19 protein-coding genes are annotated in these 21,902 nt (G+C 60.9%); 12 read left to right on the top strand and 7 right to left on the bottom strand.

Features of this window, described 5'->3' with window-relative positions:
* The 3 genes from AC630_RS24290 (at position 1) to AC630_RS24275 (ending at position 2,521) form a co-directional block, all read left to right on the top strand.
* Positions 1-1,545: a sugar ABC transporter ATP-binding protein gene (locus AC630_RS24290; protein WP_502691533.1), complete on the top strand. Its 1,545-nt coding sequence runs from the start codon at positions 1-3 to the stop codon at positions 1,543-1,545.
* Between the two features lie 423 nt (positions 1,546-1,968).
* Complete coding sequence (locus AC630_RS24280) at positions 1,969-2,226, top strand: EAL domain-containing protein (RefSeq protein WP_245330496.1); 258 nt, start codon at positions 1,969-1,971, stop codon at positions 2,224-2,226.
* Positions 2,180-2,521 (top strand): hypothetical protein, encoded by a 342-nt coding sequence (locus AC630_RS24275; RefSeq protein ID WP_143198268.1) that lies wholly within the window; start codon positions 2,180-2,182, stop codon positions 2,519-2,521. The genes AC630_RS24280 and AC630_RS24275 overlap by 47 nt, the downstream gene beginning before the upstream one ends.
* A 333-nt stretch (positions 2,522-2,854) precedes the next feature.
* On the opposite strand, the gene AC630_RS24270 is transcribed toward AC630_RS24275, so the two are convergent.
* The 5 genes from AC630_RS24270 to AC630_RS24260 all read right to left on the bottom strand — a co-directional run bounded on the left by AC630_RS24270 (position 2,855) and on the right by AC630_RS24260 (position 5,642).
* On the bottom strand, positions 2,855-3,448 hold the full coding sequence (locus tag AC630_RS24270; protein ID WP_074120960.1) for an HdeD family acid-resistance protein: 594 nt from the start codon (positions 3,446-3,448) through the stop codon (positions 2,855-2,857).
* A 129-nt stretch (positions 3,449-3,577) separates the two neighbouring features.
* Positions 3,578-3,793 (bottom strand): PRC-barrel domain-containing protein, encoded by a 216-nt coding sequence (locus AC630_RS45590; protein ID WP_167561269.1) that lies wholly within the window; start codon positions 3,791-3,793, stop codon positions 3,578-3,580.
* Positions 3,790-3,966: a hypothetical protein gene (locus AC630_RS45585; protein WP_167561268.1), complete on the bottom strand. Its 177-nt coding sequence runs from the start codon at positions 3,964-3,966 to the stop codon at positions 3,790-3,792. Before AC630_RS45585 ends, AC630_RS45590 begins: the two co-directional genes overlap by 4 nt.
* Positions 3,967-3,993: 27 nt before the next feature.
* The gene (locus AC630_RS45580) at positions 3,994-4,143 is read right to left on the bottom strand and encodes a hypothetical protein (RefSeq protein ID WP_167561267.1); all 150 of its coding nucleotides are present in this window, start codon (positions 4,141-4,143) and stop codon (positions 3,994-3,996) included.
* A gap of 59 nt (positions 4,144-4,202) precedes the next feature.
* Positions 4,203-5,642: a dihydrolipoyl dehydrogenase family protein gene (locus tag AC630_RS24260; RefSeq protein WP_167561266.1), complete on the bottom strand. Its 1,440-nt coding sequence runs from the start codon at positions 5,640-5,642 to the stop codon at positions 4,203-4,205.
* 495 nt (positions 5,643-6,137) lie between these two features.
* Between AC630_RS24260 and AC630_RS45575 the strand changes: the two genes are divergently transcribed.
* Complete coding sequence (locus AC630_RS45575; protein WP_074120958.1) at positions 6,138-6,344, top strand: hypothetical protein; 207 nt, start codon at positions 6,138-6,140, stop codon at positions 6,342-6,344.
* A gap of 515 nt (positions 6,345-6,859) precedes the next feature.
* Here AC630_RS45575 and AC630_RS24245 read toward each other — a convergent pair.
* Positions 6,860-7,345, bottom strand: coding sequence for a helix-turn-helix domain-containing protein (locus tag AC630_RS24245; RefSeq protein WP_074120956.1), 486 nt, complete (start codon positions 7,343-7,345; stop codon positions 6,860-6,862).
* 418 nt (positions 7,346-7,763) lie between these two features.
* On the opposite strand from AC630_RS24245, the gene AC630_RS24240 reads away from it, so the two are divergent.
* From AC630_RS24240 to AC630_RS24230, 3 genes are all read left to right on the top strand, one after another.
* Positions 7,764-8,393, top strand: coding sequence for a response regulator transcription factor (locus AC630_RS24240; RefSeq protein WP_074120978.1), 630 nt, complete (start codon positions 7,764-7,766; stop codon positions 8,391-8,393).
* 82 nt (positions 8,394-8,475) lie between these two features.
* Positions 8,476-8,844: a response regulator transcription factor gene (locus AC630_RS24235; RefSeq protein WP_074120955.1), complete on the top strand. Its 369-nt coding sequence runs from the start codon at positions 8,476-8,478 to the stop codon at positions 8,842-8,844.
* Positions 8,845-9,132: 288 nt separating this feature from the next.
* The gene (locus AC630_RS24230) at positions 9,133-14,634 is read left to right on the top strand and encodes an ATP-binding sensor histidine kinase (RefSeq protein WP_074120954.1); all 5,502 of its coding nucleotides are present in this window, start codon (positions 9,133-9,135) and stop codon (positions 14,632-14,634) included.
* A 28-nt stretch (positions 14,635-14,662) separates the two neighbouring features.
* On the opposite strand, the gene AC630_RS24225 is transcribed toward AC630_RS24230, so the two are convergent.
* Positions 14,663-17,305 carry a winged helix-turn-helix domain-containing protein gene (locus AC630_RS24225; RefSeq protein WP_083636365.1) on the bottom strand — a complete coding sequence of 881 codons (2,643 nt, stop codon included), beginning with the start codon at positions 17,303-17,305 and terminating at the stop codon, positions 14,663-14,665.
* A gap of 172 nt (positions 17,306-17,477) precedes the next feature.
* On the opposite strand from AC630_RS24225, the gene AC630_RS24220 reads away from it, so the two are divergent.
* The 5 genes from AC630_RS24220 (at position 17,478) to AC630_RS24200 (ending at position 21,869) form a co-directional block, all read left to right on the top strand.
* Entirely contained in the window at positions 17,478-17,855 is a 378-nt protein-coding gene (locus tag AC630_RS24220) for a helix-turn-helix domain-containing protein (RefSeq protein ID WP_083636364.1), read from the top strand.
* A gap of 131 nt (positions 17,856-17,986) precedes the next feature.
* Entirely contained in the window at positions 17,987-18,892 is a 906-nt protein-coding gene (locus AC630_RS24215) for a helix-turn-helix domain-containing protein (protein WP_074120951.1), read from the top strand.
* A 36-nt stretch (positions 18,893-18,928) separates the two neighbouring features.
* Positions 18,929-19,831 (top strand): AraC family transcriptional regulator, encoded by a 903-nt coding sequence (locus tag AC630_RS24210; protein ID WP_074120950.1) that lies wholly within the window; start codon positions 18,929-18,931, stop codon positions 19,829-19,831.
* Positions 19,832-19,949: 118 nt separating this feature from the next.
* Positions 19,950-20,855, top strand: a complete 906-nt coding sequence (locus AC630_RS24205) for a helix-turn-helix domain-containing protein (protein ID WP_074120949.1) — start codon at positions 19,950-19,952, stop codon at positions 20,853-20,855.
* A 108-nt stretch (positions 20,856-20,963) separates the two neighbouring features.
* Positions 20,964-21,869: an AraC family transcriptional regulator gene (locus AC630_RS24200; protein WP_074120948.1), complete on the top strand. Its 906-nt coding sequence runs from the start codon at positions 20,964-20,966 to the stop codon at positions 21,867-21,869.
* Positions 21,870-21,902: the final 33 nt, after the last annotated feature.

Raw genomic sequence — 21,902 nt, 5'->3', positions numbered from 1 at the left:
GTGGACGAACTAGCCTCGCCGCCGGAAAGCGCAGGAGCCGCAGTGAACCGCCGCCGGGCCGTGCTGCAGGTCGTCGGCGGCAACAAGATCTATGGCGGCGTACACGCCATCGAAGGCATCGATTTCGATTTGTTTCCGGGCGAGGTCCACGCGCTCGCCGGCGAGAACGGCGCGGGCAAGTCGACCCTCTGCAAGGCTATCGCCGGTGCGATCCGGCTAACCTCCGGTGATATCCTTGTCGATGGCAAACGGGTTGATTTTGAGCAGCCACGGGACGCGCTCGCCGCCGGCATTTGCATGGTCTACCAGGAAACCAGCCTGGTGCCGACGATGACGGTGGCGCAGAACATCGAGCTCGGCAACGAGAAGCTCCTGACGCGATTTCGCACCCTGAACATTCGGGCGCAGCAGCTGCTGCAGTCTCTAAATTTCCAGGTCGATCCGACGACACCGGTGGCGCTGCTCGGCACCGCCAAGAAGCAAATGGTCGAGATCGCGCGCGCGATCCACAACAACGCGCGCATCATCATCTTCGACGAGCCGACCGCAAGTCTCACGCCGGAGGAGATCGTCCACTTCTTCCGTCTGGTACGCAATCTGCGCACCCGCGGGGTCGCCATCATCTACATCTCGCATGCGCTTGAAGAATCCTTGCAGATCGCCAATCGCATTACGGTCCTGCGCGATGGCCGATCGGTGATCACGGCGCCAGCGAGCACGCTAAGCCGCGACGCGTTGGTGCAGCACATGATCGGACGTCCCATCGTTCAGGCGATCTGTGGACGGAACAGCAAGGGGGCGTCCCCTCGTCGCAAGAAGGTTCTGACGGTCGAGAACGTCACGATGGGCATGGTCGTGAAGAACATGTCATTCTCAGTTTATGCCGGCGAGGTGGTCGGCATCGCCGGCCTGATCGGGTCCGGCCGCACCGAGATCGCGAGAATCATCTTTGGCGTGCTCAAGCGCAATCTCGTCAACGGCGGCATTATCAGGCTGCGGGGCCGGCCAATCCGCTACCGCGTGCCAAGACAGGCGATCGACGACGGCATCGCCTACATCACCGAGGATCGCAAGGCCGACGGCTTCTTCGAAACCATGACTGTCGACGACAACGTGTATATCGGCAAGCTGGCGACGAAGCGCGGCTTCACCCATCTGCTCTCGCACGCGCGACGGTCCAAGCTGGCGAACTACTGGATTGAGCGGCTCAAGATCAATGCCCTGCAGCGCAAAGCCAGAATCATCGAACTCTCCGGCGGCAATCAGCAAAAGGTCGCGCTGGCCAAATCCCTGGTCCAGGATCCTTCGATCGTGATTTTCGACGAGCCCACGCGAGGTGTCGATGTCGGGACCATTCCGCACATCAATGAGGAGATCCGCAGACTGGCCGAGCAAGGCAAGGCGGTGGTGGTGATCTCGTCCTACCTGCCGGAAATTCTCGCGGTCTCGGACCGCATCCTGGTTGCGCGCGCCGGGCAGATCGTCGCCGAGTTCAATGCCGAGGAAGCGACCCAGGACAAGATCCTTTATGCGGCTGTGCATTGAGCCATACCGTCGCATGAACGGCAATGAAGCCAATCGACGAGCCACAACTGGGCTTGGTGCGTAGCGGTAAGCTTGCCGATCGGAGACTATTTCTCGATCGACCGCGGTCCAATTGGCACTGCAATGTCGCTAATCTTCGATTTTCCGCCGGTGTTGCTGGCAACCCTGATCGGCTTTTGGATCGCAAGGAAAATTCGGTCCCGATGGGCATTGGACAACGCTGCGGCCGCGGATTCGCCCAATACATCCATAGTCCAGGCGACCTCTCGCATCCGGCCTTGAGCGACAGCTCTCAGCCTCGACGCAAGGACTGGCTCCCTCCCCCTTTTCCGGAAGCTCCGTCCTCGCCGAAACTTTGTTTGCAAAAATCAAGAGCCCCGGCCGCTCGGCTATCTGACGCGCCTGCCTTTCGATTATCTGAAGATGGACCGGACCTTCGTGGATGGCATTTCTACCGCGCCGGAGAAGCATGAATTGCTAGGCGGCATCGTCGCCCTGTGGCACGGGCTTGGCATGACGGTAGGGGCAGAGGGGGCCGAATTGCCGGCCGAAGCGGACGTGCTCGGCAGGCTCGATTGCGACCTGGTGCAAGGCTTTGTCCTCTCGCCGCAGTGTGCTCGAGACCGTTGCGAGCATGCTCACGGCAGACGAAGACATGAAAACGGTGAACTCATATATTGAATCTGTCCTGCGCCAGGGCTGCGACATCCGGCCATCGCTCGTTGTCGCCGGTGTGACGAACATCTCCCTTCCGATCCGCGATTTCCACGGCGAGACGACCGCCGTACTGACGGTGCCGTTTCTTCCGATGAAGGACATGACCGCCTCGCTGGATACCGCCATTCAGGCGGCCGCCAACGCCGCTGATAATATCTCGCGGCGGCTCGGCTATCGCGGTGAGCGTCTCCAACTGCAGATGTCCGATGCAACCGCCGGACATCCGGATCGTCTCGACCACCGGCCCGAAGCGCGATGATCTAACCGTGGATCTTGACCAGGGCGTTGCCGGCGAGGTAGCTGCCGAGCAGGATCTCGAGATCAGGAATCAGCGGCGGAACACCTCCGGCTCCATCCGTGTGTTCACTTGCTGATGTCCTCACTCAATGCGCGGCAAATGCTGCTTGAGCCACTTCACAATGCGATTGCAAAAAGCCTTGCCATTGTCATTTTGGACATAGCATCACCACCGATATTGGGTTGGATGCTTGGAAAACTCGCGGCTACTTCCTGGGGGCCTCGCCGCGCCTCGCGCCTGGACCGATGAATTCACCCCGTGCTGGTGAATTCATCGGTGTTCAGCGACTGTTCCTTAGGCTCGCCTGTACTGCTTCAGCCGAAACGCGAGCGCGATGTAAAGGCAACCGAAGAGGATCGCGTACCAGGCGATCATCCAGACCAACGTCAACGCACCCGTACCCGGCTGCACGAAAAGGATGACGCCAAAGGCGATCGACAGGACGCCGTTAAGAACGAGCAGCCATTCGTTTTGCAGCACTTTGCGCAACGCAACCGCGCCCCAGATCTGCAGGGCGCCAATGACGATCGCCCAGGTCGCGATGAACATCAGAAGCGCCAGTGTCGTGGCGCCTGTGTAGGAGAACGTCACGACACCGGCGAGGATGCCGGCGACGCCGCTTAAGCCCAGCCACCAGCGCGGACCTGCTTCGCCACCCGAGGCGCTGAAAGCCGCCGCGATGGCGATGACACCATCCACCAGGGCATAAGCTCCCCACAGCAAGGTGAGCGTGACCAGGGTGAGGCCAGGCCAAAAGAATGCGAGAGCGCCAAAGGCGATGCCGGCGATCCCGCGCAGCAGCAGGAGCCACCAATTGTCAGCCAGCGAACGCAGCAGTCCGGTTCCGGGACCTAGGACGAGTCGAGCTTGGGTATGTGTATCGGCCATTCTAGTCTCCATCGGGTTCATGGTCGCATGGGGGGACGAGACGACAGTAATGTCTGTCGCCTCTTGTACGCTCAGTCTGAATTCCGGAGGGATCGCCGCAAGGCAATCGCCGCCAAGGGTGCCACGCACCTACTTGGCGTACTCGAACTGTGGCGCTGCCTTCAAAGCGTCCCTTGTGGCACCAGGCAGAACCAGCTTGTCACCGTCGAGCTTGAACTGAGACACCGGAATGGCAACGTTGTGCTTGGCGACGGCAAGGAAGCCGCCGGCATTGATGATGGCGTAGGAGACCGATTTTTCAGTCGTGACGATGATGTCGTCGACCGAGCGGATACGCTCGTTCACGTTGTTGTAGACGGGATGACCGAGGATCTGACGCGTGGCGCTCCAACCCAGGTGACATCGCGCAGCTCCCCGTAGCTGACGCCGAGAAGAGTCGATCCAGCCACTTGTGCTTGCGAGATCGCCGGCGCGCTTAGCGCGATGCCTGCAATAATGGCGAAGTATGCGAGTTTCATGACACGCTCCATTGCTAGGATGGATGGCTAGGCTCGTTTGGCCAGGTCGGCCTGGACGCGGCCGTCAATGGCGTCGAGAACTGCAAGGTTCGCCTGCTCGACAGACGCGATTGCGTAGTCGATCGCAAAGCCCGCTTCCCATTCCAGCCGGTCGGCGCGGCGTTCGGCGCGCTTCACATCGTGATCGTGCCTGGCCTCGGCAACGCGCGCCTTTAGCGCGCGATGTCGGCGGCAACCTATGACTGGCCGTTCTTGACCACGGTACCACTCTCCACCTGGTGGGCTTGCCAGCCCACCGTCAAGCCTAGCTGGCCAGCCGCCATGACGGCGGCCCGAACGAGAATCCCGGCGTAGGTTGGATAGGCCAGTGGAATTTGCGCCAGATCATCCACGCGCATGCCGGCGGCTATGGCGATGGCCGCCACCTCGGCGATATCAACGGCACGCTCGCCTATGACATGGCAACCGAGCACCTTGCAGGCCTTGCGATCGACGACCAGTTTGCAGAAACCAAACTTGCGACCGTCGATAATCGTCCGCGTGGTCGCCTCAAAATGCACGATCGACGTTACGATGTCGTACGCTTCCCGCGCCTTTGATTCAGTGAGACCAGCCTGCGCGTATTCCGGCTCGGTGAAACTCCCCATTGGACTGACCTGATCTATGAGCGGCATCCGCGGACCCCTCACCGCATTCGAGGCCGCCACAAAGCCCGCCTGTATCGCCTGGGGCACAAGCATGAGATGGCCCGTTACATCTCCGGCGGCGAAGATGTGGGGTATTGAGGTGCGCAGGTATTCATCGACCTTCACGAATTTTCGCTGGTTCAGTTCGACGCCTGCCACGGCAAGGTTCAGACTTTCCGTGTCGGCCGCCCACCCCGTTGCCACGACCACAAGCTCGGCCTCGGCCTCGAACCGTTGGCCATTCTTCGTAAAGCGCATGCGGACACCGGTAGCGGTCTTCTCGAACGCATCGATGGCGCCAAAGTTCTCATGCACCGCAATCCCCGATCGGCGTAACGCCACTGCTGCGGACGTCGATATGTCCACGTCCTCGGTCGCCAGGATGCGCGGACCGGCCTCGAACAGCTCTATGCGCGAGCCGAAGGCGTTGAAGATCGATGCAACCTGCACCCCGGTCGCGCCGGCGCCGACAACAAGCATCGAGCGAGGAACTGAAGTCAGCGCCCATGCATCGGTGTGCGTGCTGGTCAGCTCGAAACCAGGGATTGGCAAACGCCGGCTCGCACCACCGGTACAGATGATTACCTTTTCAGCACGCAGGCGAAGACCCGCCCGGGTCTCAATGACGTGCGGCTCGATGAAGCGCGCCGCCCCGACTTGCTCGCAAACTGTTACTCCCAGCGCATCGATTTGCATCCGAAGAGAGGAATTGGTCCGCACGTCCCTGACGATCTCTTGAACGCGTGCAAGGAGCCGCGAGTAGTCCAGAGACGGCTCATTGATCGTTACGCCGTATTGACCTAGCTGCCGCGCATCTCGCAACAGCCGGCTGGCATGGGCGAGCGCGCGAACTGGGACCGGTCCATCATTGGCGGCCATACCGCCGAATTCGGCGCTGGAGACCAACGTGGTTCGCGCACCGAGGTCCGCTGCACGAAGGGCAGCCATCACGCCCGCCGGACCGGCGCCAATAACCAGCACATCTATCATCTTTTTCTCCATAACACCGGACGGCAGATTCGATCTGCATCGACCGGCCAATTGAAGCGCGCAAGCGAGACTGGCCTTCAAGGGCACTCATGTCAGCCCGCTGACCGGCGCATGCAGGCTGACCAGAAACCACAATCGCCCAGGAGGCATCCGCTTTCTTGTCTTGGTTTGCGGGCCCCGGAATCATCTTGCACTATTCGATCAACATGACTGCGTGCGATGGGGCCAGCCCGTATCACGCGGCGCTGTCTTGCGCGCACGCTGCACGCACCTTTCGCACAACCTCGTTCAACTTCCGGCAACATCATTCGCGAATGCAATTCGGCGGAGCGATAGGAGTCGCCACACTTGTCCCCCCTCCCGACACGCGGAGCTGAACTCATGATGAGATTGATCGTTCTCCTTACCTCCGCTGCGATCAATGCGTCCACAATTTCTGCGGTAGCCGGCGAATGCTCGTCAGCGCAAGATCTGGCTGCCTCGCGGGCGCGATGGATGGTGGTGCGCAGTACGCCGACTGGCAGCCTCGACAAAGACACGACTTGCCGCGCCTATGCCGCCTCATTCTATGAATCGGTGAGAATGCGGCAGGCCACCGCGATCTGTGCTCACGACATCGACCACCAGCGGGCCCTCGCCGTACTGGACTCCGAAGTCGATGCCTTCAACAACCTCCTGGCGACACGGTGCGGCAGCTCCTGATCGAACTTCTTCCGGGAGGCGTGTCGAGAGACGACATCAGTGACGACCCCTTCACCCGTTGTGCTCGTCGTCGGCATGCCGCATCGAGAGGTCACTCCATGCCGCTATTCAATCGCCGCTGATGCCGCTCCGCCGAAGCCTGAATAAGGTCAGAGCGGCGTATGGCAAGGTCATGACGATTGCCTGCGACACCTATCGGCCCGAGCTTCACTACATGCGAGGCCCCGGCCCCAAGTGGCACGCCAGGCACGGCATCGATCAGGAGAGAAGCACATTCCCGACTCGAGACCTATGGAGCATCGCGACGACCGCTTTAACGCGGTAGCGTCGACGATGGTGTCCACAAAAAGGGCCGGTGACATTAATGTCACCGGCCTAAATGACCCGGCGTCACGCATTGACCGCGGCGGCGCGCGAGCGTCTGGGGAGGACAGGCGCTCGATTGCGGGTCGTATGTCGCACCCACGCCAGGGACTGTTGGCGCGACAGATCATAACAGGCTTATCCGAACGGCCTTACGGGATGGACCAGCGGTAATTGCGCGGCGACATGCCGACGTGCTGACGAAAGCGGCGCGCACAATGGCTCTGATCGGCAAAGCCCGCCGCAAGGGCGATTTCGGAAAGCGGGAGACTGGTCTCTGATAGAAGCTCCATGGTCCTTTCGACACGCCGACGGATGAGATAGTCGTGCGGCGTCAACCCTACCGACTGCTTGAAAGCACGAACGAAATAGCAGACCGACAGGTTGGCGAGCCTGGCCAAGGCCTCAACACTGATGCGTTGCTCGATGTTCGCATCGATGTGCTCGCGCACGCGCCGCACGACCCTGGGTGGCAGACCGCCGCGGACATAGCCGCCGGACGGAGCGGAGCTCGCGGGATCAACCGAACCGGCCACGACCGGCTGCATCAGCAGAGCTCCCAGGACGTCCGCTGTGACCGATGACGAAAAACTCGAGACCGGGCATTCGATTGCTTGCTCATCCGAGGTCTTGAACATGATGCGATCCTGTATTGGGTTGGATACCGCTCCGGCAGAATGCTGAGGGAGATCAGCCGTTGTGCCTTGAGTCAGCTGTTGTTCATCATGCAGACGAGGATGATAGACGCGCCCCACAGCGCCAATCGCGCATTGGGTCTAATTGTCTCACACGTTGGTATGAATGCCACGTGAGACAGTCATCCGAACCGTGTAAGCGGATGATCGAAGCAGACAAAAGCAGCAGATTTGTCCAAGAGAACATGTTTTGAACTGACGGCGCGACATCGCTGGTGCGAATGACCTCTTTGGGGAAGGCCCAGCGGGTTCCTCTGGCAGGCCGGATGCCCATGCGATCATACTTTCGTGTGATGATACTACCGTCGCGCGGCATGATATGCAGAGAACGACGTTGAATCTGCTGTTGGTTGACCGTGAGATGCCCCAGGCGTCGGACCAGCCCCCTGTCGTGCACGTCGTCGACGACGACGATTCGCTCCGATTTGGGCTCGAGAGCCTGTTCCGCTCCGTCGGACTGACGGCACGTACCTATGGCTCGGCCCAGGAATTCCTGAAGGCGGAGCGACCGACCGGCCCGGGTTGCATCGTACTTGACGTCCGCCTGCCGGGGATCAGCGGACTGGACTTCCAGGAGGAGCTCTCGGACCTTGGGATACACCTGCCGGTCATCCTGATGACTGGGCATGGCGATATTCCGATGTCCGTGCGCGCCATGAAAGCGGGCGCCGTCGACTTTCTGCCAAAGCCGTTCCGCGACCAGGACATGATCGATGCGGTAACGACGGCCATCAACCGCGATCGCCTTCAGCGGGACAGCGAAAGTCAGGCCACTGCTGTCATCGACCGATACGAGACTCTTTCGCCACGGGAGCGCGAAGTGATGGCCCTGGTGACGGCGGGTAAGATGAACAAGCAGATCGCAGCAGAGCTCGGATTGAGCGAAGTGACAGTCAAGATCCATCGCGGCGCGGCGATGCGGAAGATGGGCGCCCGCTCGTTGGCTGACCTGGTTCGAATGGCAGACGCACTGAAGGACAGAACACGCTGAATGCCGGTAGACAGCAGGATCAAGCGAATTCGCGTGATGCGAACACAAATTGGGCTGGGATTAGCTCGATAGGGGCTGCAATATGCCGAACGGACATCTGATTTCGATAGTGGACGATGATCCCTCCATGCGCGATGCGCTGGCAGCGCTCGTCCGCTCGCTCGGCCACGATGTTCGCGCATTTGCCTCGGCCGAAGAATTTCTCGCCTCCAGCGAGCTCGACCGGTTTACGTGTGCGATCACCGACATCCAGATGCCTGGGATGAACGGGTTCGAGCTCAAGAATCAGCTCAGCCAGCGCGACAGCCAGATGATGGTTATCATGATCACTGCGCGCACCGAGTCGGATCTTGAAGAAAGGGCGATCGCGAGCGGGGCAACGTGTTTCCTCCGCAAGCCGTTTGAAGCGGAGACGCTGGTCAGTTGCCTCGATAAGGCCCTTGGAGGTTAGCCAGGGCGGCAGCGGCTGTGACCTCGGTGCATGGGCGATTGATGTCGGATTTCAACGGTATCGACCCGACGCTTCTCAACTCGCCAGGCAGTCCGCCGTTGGATTGGCGGCACGAACTCATTCAAACGAAATGCAAGACGTGGACATTTGGTCGATTTTTGAAAATCACAGTTGGTTTTGACAATCCGTTCTGAGTGTTTGCATGTAACGGTTCGACGCATATGCGCCCGTTCATCTTGTGTCAGCAATGCTGTCAGGAGGCCTTGAAGCGCACGAGGACCGAATCGGATGACCGCTTACGCATTGTCCGGGCTGATTGGCGCCGAGGTCCTTTTGGACGACGGCGAGCGCGTTCTCTACAGAGGATGGCACGACGATAACAACGGTCATCAAATTCCGGTGTTGGCGCTCGCCCTTGTATCCGAACACCCGGCGCCGGCCCTCGTCGATCGCTTGGCTCACGAATTCGAGCTAAGGGATACGCTTGATGGTCAGTCAGCCGTGCGTCCTCGTGCCCTTAGGCGCGAGAACGGTCGCACCGTACTGTTTTTTGACGACCCCGGTGGCCAACCGCTCGACCGCGATATCGGCCCCCCCATGGAGTTGGGACGGTTCTTGCGGCTCGCGGTCCGCTTGGCGGCGGCGCTTGGCGAGCTACACGATAAGGGCGTCGTTCACAAGGATATCAAGCCCGCCAACGTGCTCGCCAATTCAGTCACCGATCACGTGTGGCTGACGGGTTTCGGCGTCGCCTCGTGCCTGCCGCGCGAGCGTCAATCCCCTGCGCCGCCCGAGTTCATCGCCGGGACACTCGCCTACATGGCGCCGGAGCAGACTGGCCGAATGAACCGCTCGGTCGACTCTCGAAGTGACCTGTATGCTCTGGGTGTCACCTTTTACGAGCTCTTGACCGGCACGTTACCCTTCACCGCCACTGACCCGATCGAGTTAATTCACAGTCATATCGCGCGAGAGCCTGTTCCGCCGGGCGAGCTTGCAGGCGCAGTGCCGGCTCCACTCTCGATGATCATCATGAAGCTCCTCGCAAAAACCGCAGAGGAACGCTACCAGACCGCCGTGGGAGTCGAGGCGGATCTCCGCAAATGCCTCAACGCCTGGGCGTCGAATGGCCGGATCGACCCGTTCCCGCTCGGCCTGCAGGATGCGTCGGAACGGTTGATGATCGCGGAGAAGCTTTACGGACGCGAGAGCGAGATCGCTACCTTGCTTGCCGCTTTCGATCGCGTCGTGAAGCATGGTGGCTCGGAACTCGTTCTGGTCTCTGGCTATTCGGGCATCGGCAAGTCTTCAGTCGTCAACGAGTTGCACAAGGTCATCGTGCTGCCTCGCGGTATTTTCATTTCAGGAAAGTACGACCTGCGGCTCCGCGATACCCCCCACTCGACATTGGCTCAGGCGTTTCAGGGATTGATCCAGCAGCTGCTGAACGGTTACGCGGACGAAATCGCCCGCTGGCGCGACGCGATCAGGGAAGCTGTTGGCAATCAGGGCCGCCTGCTCACCGACCTCATCCCCGACCTCGTCCGACTGCTCGGCCCACAGCCGACGGTGGCGGTCCTCTCGCCCGTCGATGCCCAGCTCAGGTTTCAGACCGTATTCCAGCGGTTTGTCAGCGTTTTCGCGACGGCGGACCACCCGCTCGTCATTTTCGTCGATGACTTGCAATGGCTCGATCCGGCGACGCTGACACTTATCGAATATCTCCTCCTTCACCCCGACACGCGGCATCTGCTGGTGATTGGCGCGTATCGCGACAATGAAGTCGACTTGGCGCACCCATTGATGCTCAAGTTGGAGGATCTGCGCCGAGCCGGCGCGAGAACCGATCAGATCGTCCTCGGCCCGCTCTCGGTCGACGACATCCACCAACTGCTATGCGACAGCCTCCGGCGTGCGCCCGACGAGATGCGGCCGCTCGCCGAGCTGGTCCACAGGAGAAGCAGCGGAAATCCCTTTTTTGCAGGGCAGTTTCTCACCAGCCTGGCCGAAGAACGGCTGATCGAGTTCGATCAGCGCTCGCGATCATGGACGTGGGATTTGGACGCTATCGTCGTCAAGAGACTCAGCGACAACCCAGTGGACCTGATGATCGGAAGATTGCGCCGCCTTGCTCCGGACGCCCAGGACGCGTTGAAGCTGCTCGCATGCCTGGGCAATCACGCTGACTTCGCGACCCTGGCCAAGCTGCGCGGCGAATCCGAGCAGGCGATCCATGCAAGTTTTAGCGACGCGGTCCGCGCTGGCACTGCTGTCCCCCGTGAGGGAAGCTACCGCTTCTTCCATGACCGGGTTCAGGAAGCCGCTTATGCACTCATTCCGCCGGAGGGGCGCGCCGAACTGCATCTGCGGATTGCACGTCTCCTGGTCGCAGAGACTGCGCAGGAGAGGATCATCGAGAAGATCTATGACCTCGTCAACCAGCTGAACCTTGGTTCGGCGCTCATCTCAGATTGGCCCGAGAAACAGCGCGCGGCCGAACTCAATTTTGTTGCTGCGCGGAAGGCGAAGGCCTCGACTGCTTATGCCGCGGCCTCCAACTACCTCGCAGCTGGCATCGCCGTTCTGTCGGACGAGGGGTGGCATACATCCTATGACTTAACCTTCGGCCTGTTCCTGGAACGGGCGGAATGCGAGATTCTCAACTCGAACCTCGGGCAGGCCGCGGGGCTCGTCGACACGTTGCTGGTCATGGCGCGATCGAAGATCGATCAGGCCGAGATCTGTCGCTTGCGTATGCTTCTGCAATTGAGGCAAGGAAACTACGCCCCAGCGGTCCAAACTGCACTCGAATGCCTTCGAACGTTCGGTGTCGATCTGCCGAACACGCCGACGCCGGAACAGGTGCGAGCAGAATACGAAGAAATGCGCCGGACCCTCGGCGAGCGCCCGATCGCGAGCCTCGTCGACCTGCCGATGATGGACGACCCGGATATGCGGGCGGTCATGAAGCTCTTCAGTGCGTTGGGTGAACTCGCCTATCACGCCGACGGCGATCTGTTCCAGATGATTTCCTGCTGGATGGTCAAGCTGAGCTGTCGCCATGGCACAAGCGAGCACTCCGCCATCGGCTACGGTGCGATTGCCGTGGTTCTTGGTCCGGTGTTCCATCGGTTCGCAGACGGGGAAGCCTTCGCACGGTTGGCGGTCGCAGTTGCCGAACGATACGGGTTCACCGCGCAAAAGGCGGGCGCACATTTCCTCATGCAAATGGCAGTCCTGTGGACGCGCCCCATTGAAGACGCCCTGGCCTGCCTCGAAGCCGCAATCCGAGCCGTAGCCGAAACCGGCGAGATGGTTTACGCCTGCTACAACCGTCAACATCGCCTCACCGATCTGATAGCGCGCGGCGATCCTCTCGACCAGGTGTGGCTCGAGTCGGCAGACGCGCTCGATTTCGTCCGCAAGTACAAGTTCGGCCAACTCGTCATTTTGAGCATCCAGGCCTTCATTCAAAGCCTTCGCGGCGGAACGGGAAACAGCGCGCCTCTTGACGAGGCGGCCCTTGAAGCGCGGGTGCTCCGGGGCGGCGTCCCCCTCGTCGCCTGCTTTCACTGGATCCTGCAATTGCAGCGGCACGTTCTACTGGGCGATGCGGAGACAGCCCTCGAGTTTGCTGCCAAGGCGAAGCCGATTCTCTGGTCGGCTCGTCTTAATCTTCAGTCGGTGGATTACTGCTTTTATCACTCGCTCGCCATCGCCGCAGTCTTTGAAACGTCCACGCCGGACCGACAGGCGGAGCTTCGCGAGGACCTCATTGAACACCTGGCGTCGTTTCAGCGTTGGGCGCAGAGCTGCCCCGCCACGTTCGCGCACAAGCACTCGCTGGTCTCTGCGGAATGGGCACGCCTCGAAGGACGGGACATCGAGGCCATGCAGCTGTACGAGCAGGCAATCCGTTCGGCCGCGGAGCACGGCTTCCTCCCGGATCAGGCGCTCGCCGCAGAACTGGCAGCCCGATTCTACCGCAGTCGCGATCTCAAAAGGATCGCTGATACCTATTTGGACGAGGCCCGCGACTGCTACGCCCGATGGGGAGCCCTGACCAAGGTCGCACAGCTCGACCAGAGCAATCATCGGATCCACCAGCGGGCACCGTCGGCCGCAAAGCCGACCATCGAGGCGCCCGTCGAGCAGCTCGATCTCGCCACGGTCATCAAGATGTCGCAGGCCGTAGCCGGCGAAATCGTGCTCGAAAAGCTGATCGAGACGCTGATGGTGATTGCCGTCGAGCATGCCGGAGCCGACCGCAGGCTCCTGATTCTTCCGCACGGCGGCCGGTACTGGATCGAAGCGGAAGCGACGAGTGGTCGAGATGGCGTCAGCGTCCGTCTTCTCGAAACGCTGATGACTCCTTCGGAGCTGCCTCTGCGGATTCTCGAGCAAGTCATCCACACCCGGATGCAGGTAATCCTCGATGATGCGCGCGGGCGGCACACCTTTGCGGGAGATCAATACATCGGCCGCAAGCTGGCGCGGTCGCTTCTCTGCCTGCCGTTGCTGAAGCAGGCCGAGCTGATCGGCGTGCTCTATCTCGAAAACAGCCTGGCGTCGCATGTGTTCACGTCGGCACGGATCGCGGTGCTGAAGCTGCTTGCCTCACAGGCCGCAATCGCGCTGGAGAACGCGCGGCTGTATGGTGACGTCGCGGAACGCGAGGCAAAAATCCGGCGCCTGGTCGACGCCAACATCATCGGGATCTTCATCTCGAATCGGAAGGGTGAAATCATCGAAGCCAACGACGCATTCCTCAAAATGGTGGGATACGATCGAGATGATCTCGCCTCGGGGAACATGTGCTGGACCGAGTTGACGCCGCCGGAGTGGCGCGCCAGCCTCGCCCGCGTCGGCGAGGGAATAAACACGATTGGGGCAGTACACCCCTATGAAAGGGAGTACTTGCGCAAGGACGGCAGTCGCGTGCCCGTGCTGGTCGGCTCGGCCGCGTTCGACGAGCAGCGGGACCAAGGTGTCGCCTTCGTACTTGATCTGACAGGGCGCAAGCGCGCGGAGGCAGAAGCTCGAGACAGCGAGCGGCGTTACCGCGAGACGCAGACGGAGCTTGCGCACGCCAATCGCGTTGCGACGATGGGACAGCTCACGGCCTCCATCGCGCACGAGGTGAACCAGCCGATCGCGGCCACGGTGGTCAATGCCGAGTCGGCCTTGCGCTGGTTGAATCGCGGTCCACCGGATCTGGATGAGGCGCGTCAATTGCTGAATAAAATCGCAAAGGACGGTCTCCGGGCGAGCAACGTCATCCGCCGAATTCGTGACCTCATAAAGAAGGCGCCATCGCGGATGGAGCCCCTGGAAATAAATGAAGCGATCGATGAGGTGATCGAACTCACGCGCGGTGAGGTGACGAAAAGCGGCATTTCGGTACGAACCCAGTTTTCCGAAAGGTTGCCCGCTACGAACGCGGATCGCACCCAAGTGCAACAGGTGATGCTCAATCTGATCTTGAACGCGGTGCAGGCGATGAGTGAAGCCGATCCAACCTCGGGCGAGTTGTGGATCACGACTTCCAACGGAGCGGACAGCGTGCTCGTCACCGTACGGGATACCGGGCCGGGCATCTCGCCGGAAAGCCTGAATCGTCTTTTCGATCCATTCTTTACGACCAAGTCGAGCGGCATGGGAATGGGATTGGCAATCTGCCGCTCGATTATCGAAGGACATGGCGGACAAATATGGGCGGCGGCGAATTTTCCTCGCGGCGCTGCCTTTCATTTCACGCTGCCCGCCGCTCTTGCAGAAACCGGGTCCTGAGCAGCGAACGAGCACCTCCGATTCTCCCCTAGATCGCGCCTGCCTCCCGCGCAATCATTGCAGCTTGAGTGCGGTTTCGCGTGCCAAGCTTCTGATAGATCCGTCGCAGATGCGTTTCGACGGTGTTCTCGGTCAGAAACAAAATGCGGGCGATTTCCTTGTTCGAGCTCCCTTCCCAGACCAGCCGCAGGATTTGCACCTCCCGTGTGGTCAAGCGAGGCGCACTGTCCGGCGCGGCTCGCGAGCCCTTCAACTCACGAAGCAAGCCAACCACCTGCGGCTCGCTCGTAACCATGGAGCGCACCGCAAGTGTTTCTGTTGCCCAGCTATCATCGGCGAGCACGCGCACCATCCCGCCTTCTGCCGCGCGCGTCACGGCCTGATCGAACGCCGCGCCGGCTTCTCGCCGGCGGCCTGACGCTTCCAGCGCCTGCGCCTCCAGAAACAGCAATCGCAACGCCCGGCGTCGACGACCTGCGGAATTGGCGGACTGTCGCTCGGAATGGATCTGCGCCAACGCCGCACTGGCCTCCCCGGTCACTAGCTGCAAGCGCAGTCGCGCAATCAGGACATCGTCAATTTCGCCGGCATGCGGCTTGAACGCACCGAAACCGTCCCAGACCGATGGGTCGCGGCCGGTAGCGAAGGCACGGCGCGCGCCCTCGGCGTCCCCTCCGCGCAAGGACGCATAGGCGCGCTCAAGCCACGCGGCTGCCGACAACCGCCGAAGTCCGCGCCGGGCGCCGATGTCACCCAACTGAACGAGCAACGCATGGCCTGGGCCTCCGTGCCCCTGCAGGAATTGCAAACGAGCTGCGATACGATGCAGGATAACCAGATGATCCGGCAGACCGGTCTCCGTGACGATCGGCAGGTAGTCGTCGACAAGTGCCTGGCAAGCATCCAATTCGTTGGCCTCATAGAGGCATTCGACAAGGTAAGTTGCGATGACGGCGCCGCTGCTGCCATATCTCTGACCTGCCGCGGCAGCCCGATTGAAGGCGCTTTCGAGGACGGCGCGTGCCGTCGCGACATGCCCGAAATTGAGCTCGATCGCTGCGGCGAAGCACGCGCTATAGCTCAGCACGTAAAGCGCATCGATCGGTTCGCATGCTTCGCGCGCTTGCGCCAGGTCCCGTTCGGCCTCGACATAGTTGCCCAGTGCGATATTGCAGAATGCCCGCGCATTGCTCGCCAACCCAGACGTGAAGCGGCCGAAACGCGACGCGCTCGCTCGCAGTTGCTCGACCGCATGAAGCAATTCGGGAATGTTGTCGGTCCAGCCAAGCAGCATCAGACGCATCGCCGTCATCTCGTCGTCACCGCTCTCGCCGGCCACATCTGCCCGCTCAATCCGCTCCATGTACCTCCGAGCGGCATCATAGCGATGCGCAAAGATTGCAGAAAACGCCGCTGCCCGCAGCAGGGCCGGACGCCCGTTGACCTCAGCATCTGGTAACAACGCTATGGCATGCGCAGTATCAGCCACGCGACCCGAATGCAGATTGTCCATCGCCGCCGCCGCAAGCAGATCAGCAGCCATGGTCTGATCCCTGGCCGCAAGCGCGTGCGTGATGGCCTCATTCATGAAGCCGTGAGCCGCCGCCCAGTCGGCGGCCCGCCGGTGAAGCGGCCGCAATTCCTCCCTGCTCTCCTGCGCAAGGCGAGCGCGCAGAAAATCGGCGAATAGAGGATGATAGCGATACCAGCGTTCCTCTGCGTCAATTGGAGCGATCAGAAGATCGTCACGAACGATCTCGCTGATCATGGTGCGGCTATCATCTCTTTCCAGTGCCGCGTCGCATAGCTCGGCGCAAAACCGGCCCAGCGTCGCCGAGCGCAGGAGAAATTCGCGTTGCGAGGCCGGTCGACTGTCGAGCACCTCCTGAGCGAGATACTCTGCAACGCCCGCACTCGCGCCGGAAATCGACCGCAATGCATCGATGTGCCTGGTGTTCAGGGCTGCCGCTGCAAGTCGCAAGGCGGCGGGCCACCCTTCTGTATGCTGCTGCAAGACGCGAATCGATGACGCGCCGATATTTTGGCGATCGAGATAGTTCGCAGTCTCCTCTTGCGTAAAGCGCAGATCGCTCTGGCCCAGCTCGAGCAACTGGCCATGAGCGCGTATCCGGCCGAGCGCGAGCGCTGGTTTGGTGCGGCTGGCCAGGACTAGGCGATGCTGCAGGTCGAGTTCGGCCAGCAGGCGCTGCAAGAAGGCCCAGACGGCCGCGTCGACAATCAGTTCGAGATCATCGAGAAACAGGGCGATCGGAATTTCTGAGCCCGACAGGCTTGCGAGTACATCCGCCACCCGGCCCTGCGTCGGATTCGCTTCCGCTGCATGGACATCGTAGGAGCCCGTAACAGGCTTGCCGAGCGCAACCTGCATCGCCCCCGCGAGCGACTGCACGAAGCGGTCGAGGCGATTGTCGGCCTGCTCGACCTGCAGCCAAGCCGTCACAATGCCTTGAGCCTGAAGGCGTCGGCGCAATTGCTGCATCAAGGTGGTCTTTCCGAACCCGACTGGCGCGCAGATCAGCGTCAGCTGCGCGGAGCCGTCCTCGAACAGGGTCAAAAGGCGCGCCCGCTCGACCATGTTGGCTGGCGCTCGCGGGGCCGCAAAACGAGCGCCTCGCAGCCCCGCCGACTGGCCAGCCTGGGGCAACGGCATCCCGGCGCTCCTCGCGAATACGGATTCGGACTGATGCTGCGATGGCGTTTTTCCGCTGTCAATACAGTAGCTTGCGCCAGTGACGCGCAATTCACGGTTCTCCGTGATGCCGCCGCTGAACTTCGGCGACTAACTCCCCGCTCGCAGTCTGCGAGGAAACGAGGAGAGAGAGATGCCGACCCGAGACGACAAGATTTCCCAGCCGCGGGCGCTCAATGATTGTCGACTACGACGGGTCATGCAGTTTATTGCCATTAATCTGCAGAATGACATTCGTCTCAAGGACTTGGCTGGGGTCGCGAACCTCAGTCCGTTTCACTTCGCGCGCGCCTTTCGGAAAGCGACAGGAGAGCCACCCCATCGCTTTGTCCGCAACTGTCGCCTTGAAAAAGCAAAGGAATTGCTCGCCGAGACAAGCGCTCCCCTTGCCGAGGTCGCTCTCACCTGCAATTTTTCCTCGCAGTCAAGCTTTACCCGCGCCTTCACACGCGCCTTTGGGATCGCGCCGGGAAAATATCGCGAGAATCACGGTCTTCGTCCGCGCAAGTAGCCCTAGCCGCACGCCAGCGTGCTTTTTGGAAACCAGAGCAAGATCGGTGAAGACAGTAGATGTATGGAAGTAGGTAGGATAGCGTTGCGGTCGCGCTCCGCGCTTGGCGACTGGACCGACGGGGCAAGCTTATGCACGAGAGCAGCGGGTACGGTCAGGAATTCGGAGATCGCCTGAAGGCGCAAGCCGTTTCCTTTGTTCGCACGTTGCGCAACACGGGTATCGCCGTCACCGAGGTCCGGGCCGACGACCCGCCGCGTGGCGACCTCTCCGGCTCACTCGAGCGCGAAGATGCGTTTCTGGTCGCCGTCATGCGGCGCGACTTTCCCGTCCATGAGTACTTTGAGGATAACCGAATTGCAGGAGTGACAGCGCTCAAGACGGGACAAACCGTGCTGTACGACCTGAAGCGCAACCCGCAGTTCCACATCAACAATCCTTTTCACAGCGTCCACTTCTACCTTCCTCGCGCGGCGCTGAATCTGGTTGCCGATGGCACGGAAACACGAAAAATCGAAGAGCTAAGGTATCGCCCCGGTGTCGGCGTCGAGGATTCGGTCATGCAGGGTTTGGTCGGCTCGCTGATGCCGGCCTTCGAGTTCCCCGAACAGGCAAGCCGGCTCTTCGTCGATCACGTTGCCTTGGCAGTAGCCGTGCATGTCGCCAAGACCTATGGCGGCATGGTGCTCGCAGCGAAGCAAGCACGCGGGGGATTGGCCGCTTGGCAGATCAAGCGCGCCGAGGAGACGCTGGCGGCGAACTTGGAAGGGGATCTTTCCCTTGCAGACCTTGCGAATGACTGCGGCCTGTCTGCTAGCCATTTCTCGCGTGCGTTTCGGCAATCGACGGGCCTGTCGCCGCACCAATGGCTTCAGCAGCACCGGGTCGATGTGGCGAAGAGTCTGCTGTCCAACCGCAATTTGTCGCTATCGGAGGTCGCCTTGGCGTCCGGATTCGCGGACCAGAGCCACTTCACTCGGGTCTTTGCCCGCCTCGCGGGTATCAGCCCCGGTGCCTGGCGCAGAACGCTTGAATGACTTAGCCGCTTTCCGGCTTAAGCCAGGGAGTTCGCTATGCAAAAGAGCAGTGCTTATGGAGATGAATTCGGGAGGCGTTTGCGGGCGCGCACCGCCGTGTTCTTCCGCTCGCTGCGCAATACGTGTATCGCGGTCACGGAAGTCCGCTCCGATAATCCGGAGCATGGCACATCAGCACCGCAAATTCGTGAAGATGCCTTTGTGGCCGCACTTCAACTTGTCGATTATCCGGTTCACGAGTGGTTTGAGGAGGAGCGAGCGGCTCCGGTGACCTCACTGAGGGCCGGCCAGACGACCATCTACGACATGAAGCGCAACCCGCAATTCACCATCAATAATCCATTCCATTCCGTTCACTTCTATTTCCCGCGCACCGCGTTGAACCTAATTACGGACGGAGCCGAGGCCCGTCAGATCCAGGAATTGCGCTACCGACCCGGCGTCGGCATCGACGATCCGACGATGCGGGCATTGGTCATGTCCCTCATGCCCGCGTTCGAGTATCCCGAGCAGGCGAGCCGTCTTTTCGTCGAACATGTGACCTTAGCGGTTGGCGTCCATGTCGCCAAGACCTATGGCGGCACGCTTCCAGTGGCGGCGCCCTCACGCGGCGGCTTAGCCGCCTGGCAGGTCAAGCGCGCCGAGGAGACACTGGCGGCCAATCTCGAAGGCGACGTCTCCCTTGCGGATCTCGCGCATGACTGCGGCCTTTCGGCAAGCCACTTCTCTCGCGCGTTTCGACAATCCACCGGCCTGTCGCCTCACCAATGGCTCCAGCGGCGCCGCATCCAACAGGCCAAGCGTCTCCTGTCCGATCGAAAATTATCCCTTTCAGAAATCGCTTTGTCCTGCGGCTTCGCGGACCAGAGCCATTTCACCCGCGTCTTTACCGATCTTGCCGGTATCAGCCCGGGCGCCTGGCGCCGCAAGTGCGACTAAGGTTTACGCTTCCGTGGCTGTTCGGTGATCGGAATCGACAATCCACGCAATATTCTTCAATCCCGGCGCTCAGCAATCGAGAACAATAGGAGAATATCCGCACCAAGTGAGACTTGGGATGCAAGAGAGCAGCGGCTACGGAGAGAGATTTGGCGAGAAGTTGCGGGCAAGAGCGACCGCATTCGTTTCACGTTCGCTACGCAATGCCAACATCGCTGTCACCGAGATTCGCTCCGATTCCCCGGAGCATGGGATCTCGGCGCCACTCGTTCGTGAAGACGCCTATTTGATCGGCTATCAACTGGTCGACTATCCGGTTCACGAGTATTTTGAGGATGATCGGGCCGTCCCCGTAGCCCATCTGCGGGCGGGCCAGACGACCCTGTACGATCTCAAGCGCAATCCGCAGTTCACAATCAACAAAGCGTGTCATTGCGTTCACTTCTATTTTCCTCGCGGTGCGCTGAACCTGATTGCCGACCGCGTGGAAGCGAAGCGCATCAACGAACTGCGCTATGCACCCGGCGCCGGGGTCGATGACGCCGTCATGCGGGCGCTGACCACGTCCCTGCTCCCATCTTTCGAAAACCCGGAGCAGGCCAGCCGGCTGTTTGTCGATCATGTCACTTTCGCCGTCGGCATTCACGTCGCCAAGACGTATGGCGGCCTGGTGTCTCCACCTCGACGATCACGTGGCGGACTGGCGCCCTGGCAATTGAGACAGGCCGAAGAGACACTTGCGGCCAATCTACGTGGTGACGTCTCGCTGTTCGATTTGGCGAGGGATTGCGGCGTCTCGGCAAGCCGTTTCGCGCGGTTGTTTCGTCAGTCGACCGGCGTCGCGCCACATCAATGGCTCCTGCAACGTCTGGTCGAAGAGGCCAAGCGCCTGTTGTCCGACAGACGCTTCTCACTGGCCGAGATCGCCTTGACCAGCGGATTCGGCGACCAGAGCCATTTTACCCGGATCTTCACCCGTTTGATCGGCATCACCCCAGGCGCGTGGCGGCGAAATCTGGATTGATGGCGCCGATCGGTTCGTGGTCGAAACCGGCAAGATTCGCGCGAATTTGCCAATCGTTTCACGGCCCGCAAGTGCAAATTGGGAATTGCATCATCCAGGAGGTCCCACGTGACAGATCAGGGCGCGTATGGCGAGCAGCTTGCGAATGTATTCCAGCTCGAACGCGCGCCGGCTTTCGTAACACGCTCCCTGCAGAAGTCGAAGATCGCGGTCACCGAGATCAAATGCGACATCGTCAATCACGGACTGACGTCGCCGATCCCGCGCGAGGATGCTTTCCTGATCACCTTGCAACTCCGCGACTGTCCGAGGCACGATCTGTTCATCGACGACCGGCAGGTGCGGAGCGGCCATTTGCGGCCGGGCAGCGTTTGCATCTATGATCTGCGCTCAAACCCCGTTGCAAACAGCATCAGTCCATTTCATTCGTTGCACTTCTACGTGCCGCGGGCAGCGCTGGACGTTATCGCTGACATGGAAGATTGCGGCCGGGTCGACGAATTCACCAATCAACCCGGCCTTGGCGACGAGGATGCTGCCCTTAGTGGACTAGGCGCAGCCCTCCTGCCGGCGTTTCGACGGCCCGATGAGGCCGATCAGGTTTTTGTCGATCATCTGACCATTGCGACGGTGGGGCATGTACTGAAGACCTACGGCGTCGGCAGCCGTGCGGTCTCCTTCGCCGCCGCGGGCCTGGCGCCCTGGCAGGAGCGGCGCGCCAAGGAGATGTTGTGCTCTCATCTCCACGGGCAACTCTTCGTATCCGAACTAGCCTCCGAATGCGGGCTGCCCACCAGTGTCTTTCTGCGCGCCTTCCGCCAAACGACAGGTCTCACTCCTCACGGGTGGCTGCTGCGACATCGGATCGACCATGCCTGCTTGCTCCTGCGGCAGCAGGCACACAGCAGCCTGGGCGAAATCGCGCAGGTGTGTGGATTTGCGAATGAGAATCATCTCGTTCGCGTTTTTTGCCGCGTGATAGGCGGACATCCTGAGACGTGGAGGCGCGGATGAGACGCAATCCGGCCTGCTTCGCTGCGCGCCTTC

This window comes from Bradyrhizobium sp. AS23.2 (genome assembly GCF_001908185.1).
In the GTDB taxonomy this organism is placed as follows: Bacteria; Pseudomonadota; Alphaproteobacteria; order Rhizobiales; family Xanthobacteraceae; genus Bradyrhizobium.
This window is presented reverse-complemented; position numbering and strand designations above follow the sequence as displayed.

Coding starts and splice junctions, on each gene's coding strand:
- AC630_RS24280 (WP_245330496.1), top strand. CDS start 1,969: ATGGACCGGACCTTCGTGGATGGCATTTCTACCGCGCCGGAGAAGCAT.
- AC630_RS24275 (WP_143198268.1), top strand. CDS start 2,180: ATGCTCACGGCAGACGAAGACATGAAAACGGTGAACTCATATATTGAA.
- AC630_RS24270 (WP_074120960.1), bottom strand. CDS start 3,448: ATGGCCGATACACATACCCAAGCTCGACTCGTCCTAGGTCCCGGAACC.
- AC630_RS45585 (WP_167561268.1), bottom strand. CDS start 3,966: ATGAAACTCGCATACTTCGCCATTATTGCAGGCATCGCGCTAAGCGCG.
- AC630_RS24260 (WP_167561266.1), bottom strand. CDS start 5,642: ATGATAGATGTGCTGGTTATTGGCGCCGGTCCGGCGGGCGTGATGGCT.
- AC630_RS45575 (WP_074120958.1), top strand. CDS start 6,138: ATGGTGGTGCGCAGTACGCCGACTGGCAGCCTCGACAAAGACACGACT.
- AC630_RS24245 (WP_074120956.1), bottom strand. CDS start 7,345: ATGTTCAAGACCTCGGATGAGCAAGCAATCGAATGCCCGGTCTCGAGT.
- AC630_RS24240 (WP_074120978.1), top strand. CDS start 7,764: ATGCCCCAGGCGTCGGACCAGCCCCCTGTCGTGCACGTCGTCGACGAC.
- AC630_RS24235 (WP_074120955.1), top strand. CDS start 8,476: ATGCCGAACGGACATCTGATTTCGATAGTGGACGATGATCCCTCCATG.
- AC630_RS24230 (WP_074120954.1), top strand. CDS start 9,133: ATGACCGCTTACGCATTGTCCGGGCTGATTGGCGCCGAGGTCCTTTTG.
- AC630_RS24225 (WP_083636365.1), bottom strand. CDS start 17,305: ATGCCGTTGCCCCAGGCTGGCCAGTCGGCGGGGCTGCGAGGCGCTCGT.
- AC630_RS24220 (WP_083636364.1), top strand. CDS start 17,478: ATGCCGACCCGAGACGACAAGATTTCCCAGCCGCGGGCGCTCAATGAT.
- AC630_RS24215 (WP_074120951.1), top strand. CDS start 17,987: ATGCACGAGAGCAGCGGGTACGGTCAGGAATTCGGAGATCGCCTGAAG.
- AC630_RS24210 (WP_074120950.1), top strand. CDS start 18,929: ATGCAAAAGAGCAGTGCTTATGGAGATGAATTCGGGAGGCGTTTGCGG.
- AC630_RS24205 (WP_074120949.1), top strand. CDS start 19,950: ATGCAAGAGAGCAGCGGCTACGGAGAGAGATTTGGCGAGAAGTTGCGG.